The following is a 5,528-nucleotide window of genomic DNA, read 5'->3' as shown; positions in this document are numbered from 1 at the left end:
CATCGCAGATAACAGCTTGCATCACGATCAGCTCGCCCGGTGAATCCCTTTCGTCAACACGGCCTAGCACGACCAGCGTGGTTCCCGTGGCATTGGCTCCCCGATCAGGAAGCCCGAGCGCCTTTCGCAGCCGAACGGCGCTGCGACCGGTAACGGGATCGACAATATCCGCTTCGTCGTCATCGGTCACGCCCCACCAGTGGCGTCCGGTCAGGCGGCCGTGGCGCTTGCTGTCGTAAGCAACGGCGCGAGCTTTTCGACAGCGTGCCACCACCGTTCAACCGGCGCTATCTCGAGAGCCGGCTGGCCTACCGCATCCAGGAGCTGGCCTATGGCGGCTTGAGGCCGGAGACGGTCCGGCGTCTGGAGCGGCTGGGCGAGGAGCCGGACGGGGGCGACCGCAAGAAGAGCCGCATCCGTGCTGACCTCATGCCCATCGCCGGCACCCGGCTGATCCGCGAATGGCAGGGCGTGGAGCAGGTCGTCACCGTCACCGCCGATGGCTTCGAGTGGCAGGGACGGCCCTACAAGTCGATCTCCGCCATTGCCCGCGCCATCACCGGCACGCGCTGGAATGGCTGGGTGTTCTTCGGGCTCAAGAACCACAGGAGCCGGGCATGACGCGCGCTCCGTATATAATGAACACGAAGCCGATTGTCCGCAAGCTGCGCTGCGCCGTCTACACCCGCAAATCCTCCGAGGACGGCCTGGAGCAGGAGTTCAACTCGCTCCACGCCCAGCGCGAGGCCTGTGAGGCCTATATCGCCTCCCAGCGCTCCGAGAGCTGGGTGCTGGTGCGCGATCAGTATGATGGCGGCATCTCCGGCGGGACGCTGGCGCGCCCTTCCCTGCAGCGGCTCCTGGCCGACATCGAGGACGGCCTCGTCGATGTGGTGGTCGTCTACAAGATCAACCGGCTGTCGCGCTCGCTCATGGACTTCTCGAAGCTGGTGGAGGTCTTCGACCGCAACGGCGTGACCTTCGTCAGCGTGACCCAATCCTTCAACACCACCACCTCCATGGGCCGGCTGACGCTGAACATCCTGCTTTCGTTCGCGCAGTTCGAGCGCGAGGTGACGGCGGAGCGGATCCGCGACAAGTTCCGTGCCTCTCGCATGAAGGGCATGTGGATGGGGGGCACCCCGCCGCTGGGCCACAAGGTGAAGCACCGCAAGCTGATCGTAAACGAAGAGGATGCAGACCACGTCCGCTGGATCTTCGCCCGCTTCCTCGAGATTGGCTGGGCCACTGAACTCGCACGGGAATTAGCGAGCCGCGGCATCCGGACCTCGCGCGGCAACCGGATCGACAAGAAGGCCCTTTACCGGATCTTGAACAACTGGGTGTACATCGGCGAGGCGGTGCACAAGGGGGAGAGCTATCCCGGCGAGCACACGACCATCATCGACGGCGACCTTTGGGACAAAGCTCACGCCATCCTGACGGAAAGCCCGCGCACGCGTGCCGCCCGCACCCGTGCGCAGACGCCGGCGCTGCTGAAGGGGCTGATCTTCGGCCCGGACGGCGCCGCCTTCTCGCCCAGCCACACCCGCAAGGGCGGCCGGCTCTATCGCTACCATGTCAGCCAGACGGTGCTGAAGCAGGGCGCCGGCGCCTGCCCCGTCGGCCGCGTCCCTGCCGGCGAGATCGAGGCTGCGGTCATCGATCAGCTGCGCGCTCTGTTCCGGCAGCCGGAGATCGTGGCCGGCACATGGAAGGCGGCCCGGGAGCAATTGCAGGAGCCGGCTCAGAATAGCGGCATCACGGAGGCCGATGTCCGCGACGCCCTGCACCAGCTCGATCCGCTGTGGGACGAGCTTTTCCCGGCCGAGCAGGCGCGCATCGCCGCGCTGCTGGTCGAGCGGGTAGATATCGGCCTGGATGGCCTTAACGTGCGGCTGCGCATCGAGAGCCTCAGCGGCCTTGCACAGGAGATGCAGGCCGGCGGGATGGAGCGTGCGGCATGACCTGCGTGGCACCGCTTCCGGAGACCATGACCCTGCAAATCCCCTTCCGCGTGGTGAAGCGTGGCGGCCGCAAGGAGATCCAATTGCCGGAGAGCGCGCCGCAACCTCGCAGGAACGACAGCACCCTGGTCAAGGCTCTGGGCCGCGCCTTTCGCTGGAAGCGCATGCTGGAAAGCGGCGGGTTCGCCACCATCGGCGAGTTGGCCGAGCACGAGCGCATCGCCCACTCTTACATGACCCGGGTCCTGCGCCTGACGCTGCTCGCTCCCGACATCGTCGAGGCGATCCTCGACGGCACACAGGGACCCGAACTGACGCTTCCCCGGCTGCTGGAGCCGTTTCCGGCAGAGTGGAGCGCCCAGCGCGCGTACTGGAGGGCGACGCCGCAATAGCAACGAAGTGGCCGTTTCCGACCCCATAACGCCTGACGGAGGATCTCCCGCGCAGGCGTCCCAAGATCTTCGAGGACGATCGGCATCGCCAGTTTGGCGAACGATGCCTGTTGGCCTCGCAGATACCTAACCCTCACAACCCCATTGGAGAATGACTATGAGCAGACTTCCTCACTTCCCTTGGATGAACCCGGAAATCGCCGAGGAAATGATTCAAACACAGGATCTGCACCTCTTTGGCTGCCTGACGGTACTGGCGGAATATGCCGGACCCGACGGCAAAATCGCATAGGACAAAGCCGTCAGGATCTTCGCGGCGGCTCCGCGCATGAATCAGCGGAAGGCCGAACAATCCGTCTCCCGGCTCGTAGAGGCCGGTTGGATTGTCCGGTCGGAGGAAGTCTTGTCCATCATCGGATACGGCACGCCGGCCGCTCCTCACTACGCGCGGCCAAAGATGGACTGAATGCGCGCCGAACCGTATCCGCTTGCGGCCATAAAGCCGCGCCTCAGGGCGCGGCTTTCACGAGATCTCCGCCCACATTCAGGCAACCGGGTAGCGGCGTATGACTGCAAGGGACCGCAGATCAGGGTGACCTTGGCAATGACCTCGCTGGCTCGACGGGAGGATCAGGGCGCAGACTTTGCTTCGTTATGCGCCACTCCATCAAGGCGTCAACAGGTACTTGGACCCAGTGGACTTGCGGACATAGGCCGTGATTGTCTCGGGCTCCAGCGCCTCCTCCAGTGTGATGCGCGCGGCATAGTGGCTGGCGAAGGTCGTGGTCATCTCGTCCACCACACGCTGACGCATCCGCTGGACTGTCGCCGGATCGAGACGCTGCAGAGCATGGAACAGCAGCCAGCCGCCGATGCGCCAGCTGAAGCCGAAGTCGCGGCGCAGGACCGAAGGACCGGTGTCGAGCGCACCGTAGATGTAGCCCTGCTTCAGCACGGACGAGCCGTACCGGTCATAGCTGGTCATGCTGCGGGCCGCGACCCCCTCCATCGCGTTCAGGATGGTGCTGGTCATCTCGCCCCCGCCGATGGCATCGAAGGAGAGCGTGGCGCCGGTGGCAGCGATGGCCTCGGTCAGGTCCTCGCTGAAGCTGTCGGTGCTGCTGTCGATCACATGCGTCGCACCCAGATCGCGCAGCAACGCGACCTGCTCGGGGCTGCGGACGATGTTGACGAGGCCGATGCCGTCCGCCTGGCAGATCCGCACCAGCATCTGCCCGAGGTTCGAGGCCGCTGGCGCATGAACGATTGCCGTGTGCCCTTCGGTCCGCATCGTCTCGACGAAGCCCAGCGCGGTCAACGGGTTCACGAACAGCGCCGCGCCTTCCTCAGCCGAGGCACCCTCGGGCAGGACCAGGCAGTCCTTGGCCTCGATCAGGCGCAGGCGCGCGTACATCGCGCCGCCCAGCATCGCCACCCGCCGGCCGATCAGGTGCTGCTGGTCTGGTCCCGCCTCGATAACGGTCCCTGCCCCTTCGTTGCCGACCGGCAGCGACTGACCGATCCGCGCCTGCATCGCGGGCATGGCGCGATCGGGAATGCGCGCGGTCAGCGCCTGCCCGTCACGCGCCAGCGTCTCCAGGTCGGCCGGTCCGAACATCAGTCCCAGGTCGGACGGGTTGATCGGCGCCGCCTCGACCCGCACCAGCAGCTGCCCTAGTCCGGGCCGGGACAAGACCACCGGCTCCAGATGCAGCCGCAGCAGGCCCTCCCCAGTGACAATCGATCTCAGTTCCAGGTTCTCACGATCCATAGGTTCTCCGCTGGCTACGGGAGCAATCCTCTCCCACGCGGGGACCAAGTTCAACTGCCAAGCGGACAGGCTGGCCCGCCGCATCTTGAATGGCTTGAACTGTGATGCGGCTGGGGCCGAAGGCCCGGCTCTGCGCCGGTATGGGGCAACCTTGCGCTGGCCGCATGACTGGGCTGCTCGTCGTGAACGTCCATGATGCTCGGACCGCAGCTGGATTGTGATCCGGCATTGGGATGAGTATCCAGATCCTCGCCATGAGGCAGACCCGCTGTGAGCCGTTCGGACCAGGACCTCGACCATCTCGACGACCTGCTGGCGGCTTTGCCGCATGAAAGCCTTCCGATGACGGTGAGCGAACTCGATGGCTATGTGACCGGCATCCTTGCCTGTCCCGATCTCATCCCGCCCTCCGAATGGCTCCCCCATGTCTGGGGTGAAACGGGTGATGCCGGCTTCCCTGATCCGGCCACGGCCGAGGCAACCATTGCGGCAGTGATGGTCCACTACAACGCGGTCGCCTCGGAGATGGCAAAGACCCCCTTGATCGAGCCGATATACGAGGTCGATCCGAACAGTGACGAGACGCTCTGGGAGCCCTGGATCGAGGGGTACACCCGTGCGTTACGCTTGCGCCCCGACGCTTGGCAAACAGTGATTGAACAGGCTGATGAGGAGACGCGGTCGTCAATGATCTTCCTGTTTGCCTTGCAGGATATCAATGAAGGGACCAGCAAGTTTACGGAAGAAGAGATCGACGAGATTGACCTTCAGGCGCCCGACCTGATCCCGAACTGTGTTGCCCAGATCCTGCTTGTGTCGCGCCCGGAGCTGGTCATGAAGGCTGACAACCTGTCTCGTGCCCCCGCCAGGAGCGCCCGTCCCGGTCGCAATGATCCCTGTCCCTGCCGGTTCAGGCCGCAAGTACAAGCAGTGCTGCGGCAAGAACTGACAAGTGCAGCTGTTGGTATCTTACTTCCGCGGCTTCGACTGGTTGGTTATCAAGGCTGCGACGCGTCGCGACGCAGCGGTCCTGAACTTGGGGCGGGAGTATGAAGCGACCACTCACTGCATTGCCGATAGGCTGCAACCTGAATGGCCAAGGCATGCTGATCCAGCGGGTTTGCTGCCGCATCTCGGCTCCCGGGAACCGTGCTGCGACCGCCACCGTTTCCGGATGATGGAGAGCACGTTGGAAGCCCATGATCCCCGACCTTGAACCGCTGCGCATCCTGCGGTTCGAACTCGCCCGTCTGGTGGCGGGCCTTATTGCGCTTCTGCCGAACCTCCTCGCTGCTCTCATTGTCCTGGTCCTGACCTGGGCCCTGGCGCGCTATGCCTGGCGGGGCGAGGCCCGGCTCCTGAGGCGCTGGCACCAGCGCCCGGCGCTGATCGCAGCAG

The 5,528-nt window shown here is 64.8% G+C and carries 7 protein-coding genes and 1 pseudogene; 6 read left to right on the top strand and 2 right to left on the bottom strand.

Annotated features, from left to right (window positions below):
- Positions 1 to 190 (bottom strand): hypothetical protein (locus tag ACLHHB_RS01595; protein ID WP_410216530.1); only part of this gene is annotated, 190 nt, incomplete at its 3' end.
- A gap of 44 nt (positions 191 to 234) precedes the next feature.
- Here ACLHHB_RS01595 and ACLHHB_RS01590 point away from each other — a divergent pair.
- From ACLHHB_RS01590 to ACLHHB_RS01575, 4 genes and pseudogenes are all read left to right on the top strand, one after another.
- Positions 235 to 621: pseudogene (locus ACLHHB_RS01590) on the top strand (DUF2924 domain-containing protein); the annotation flags it as partial.
- Positions 618 to 1,967 carry a recombinase family protein gene (locus tag ACLHHB_RS01585; protein ID WP_410216529.1) on the top strand — a complete coding sequence of 450 codons (1,350 nt, stop codon included), beginning with the start codon at positions 618 to 620 and terminating at the stop codon, positions 1,965 to 1,967. The pseudogene ACLHHB_RS01590 and the gene ACLHHB_RS01585, both read left to right, overlap by 4 nt.
- The gene (locus ACLHHB_RS01580) at positions 1,964 to 2,359 is read left to right on the top strand and encodes a hypothetical protein (RefSeq protein ID WP_410216528.1); all 396 of its coding nucleotides are present in this window, start codon (positions 1,964 to 1,966) and stop codon (positions 2,357 to 2,359) included. Before ACLHHB_RS01585 ends, ACLHHB_RS01580 begins: the two co-directional genes overlap by 4 nt.
- A 157-nt stretch (positions 2,360 to 2,516) precedes the next feature.
- Positions 2,517 to 2,651, top strand: a complete 135-nt coding sequence (locus tag ACLHHB_RS01575; protein ID WP_410216527.1) for a hypothetical protein — start codon at positions 2,517 to 2,519, stop codon at positions 2,649 to 2,651.
- A 375-nt stretch (positions 2,652 to 3,026) separates the two neighbouring features.
- On the opposite strand, the gene ACLHHB_RS01570 is transcribed toward ACLHHB_RS01575, so the two are convergent.
- On the bottom strand, positions 3,027 to 4,130 hold the full coding sequence (locus ACLHHB_RS01570; protein WP_410216526.1) for a zinc-binding dehydrogenase: 1,104 nt from the start codon (positions 4,128 to 4,130) through the stop codon (positions 3,027 to 3,029).
- Positions 4,131 to 4,400: 270 nt separating this feature from the next.
- On the opposite strand from ACLHHB_RS01570, the gene ACLHHB_RS01565 reads away from it, so the two are divergent.
- Together ACLHHB_RS01565 and ACLHHB_RS01560 are read left to right on the top strand one after the other, a co-directional pair.
- On the top strand, positions 4,401 to 5,183 hold the full coding sequence (locus ACLHHB_RS01565; protein WP_410216525.1) for a UPF0149 family protein: 783 nt from the start codon (positions 4,401 to 4,403) through the stop codon (positions 5,181 to 5,183).
- A gap of 146 nt (positions 5,184 to 5,329) precedes the next feature.
- The coding region (locus ACLHHB_RS01560; RefSeq protein ID WP_410216524.1) for a mechanosensitive ion channel family protein at positions 5,330 to 5,528 on the top strand (199 nt) is incomplete at its 3' end.

The sequence above is a fragment of the Paracoccus sp. (in: a-proteobacteria) genome (assembly GCF_046462195.1).
Classification (GTDB): domain Bacteria; phylum Pseudomonadota; class Alphaproteobacteria; order Rhodobacterales; family Rhodobacteraceae; genus Paracoccus.
Note: the sequence above shows the minus strand (reverse complement) of the source record. Positions and strands in the feature narration are given on the sequence as shown.

Coding starts and splice junctions, on each gene's coding strand:
- ACLHHB_RS01585 (WP_410216529.1), top strand. CDS start 618: ATGACGCGCGCTCCGTATATAATGAACACGAAGCCGATTGTCCGCAAG.
- ACLHHB_RS01580 (WP_410216528.1), top strand. CDS start 1,964: ATGACCTGCGTGGCACCGCTTCCGGAGACCATGACCCTGCAAATCCCC.
- ACLHHB_RS01575 (WP_410216527.1), top strand. CDS start 2,517: ATGAGCAGACTTCCTCACTTCCCTTGGATGAACCCGGAAATCGCCGAG.
- ACLHHB_RS01570 (WP_410216526.1), bottom strand. CDS start 4,130: ATGGATCGTGAGAACCTGGAACTGAGATCGATTGTCACTGGGGAGGGC.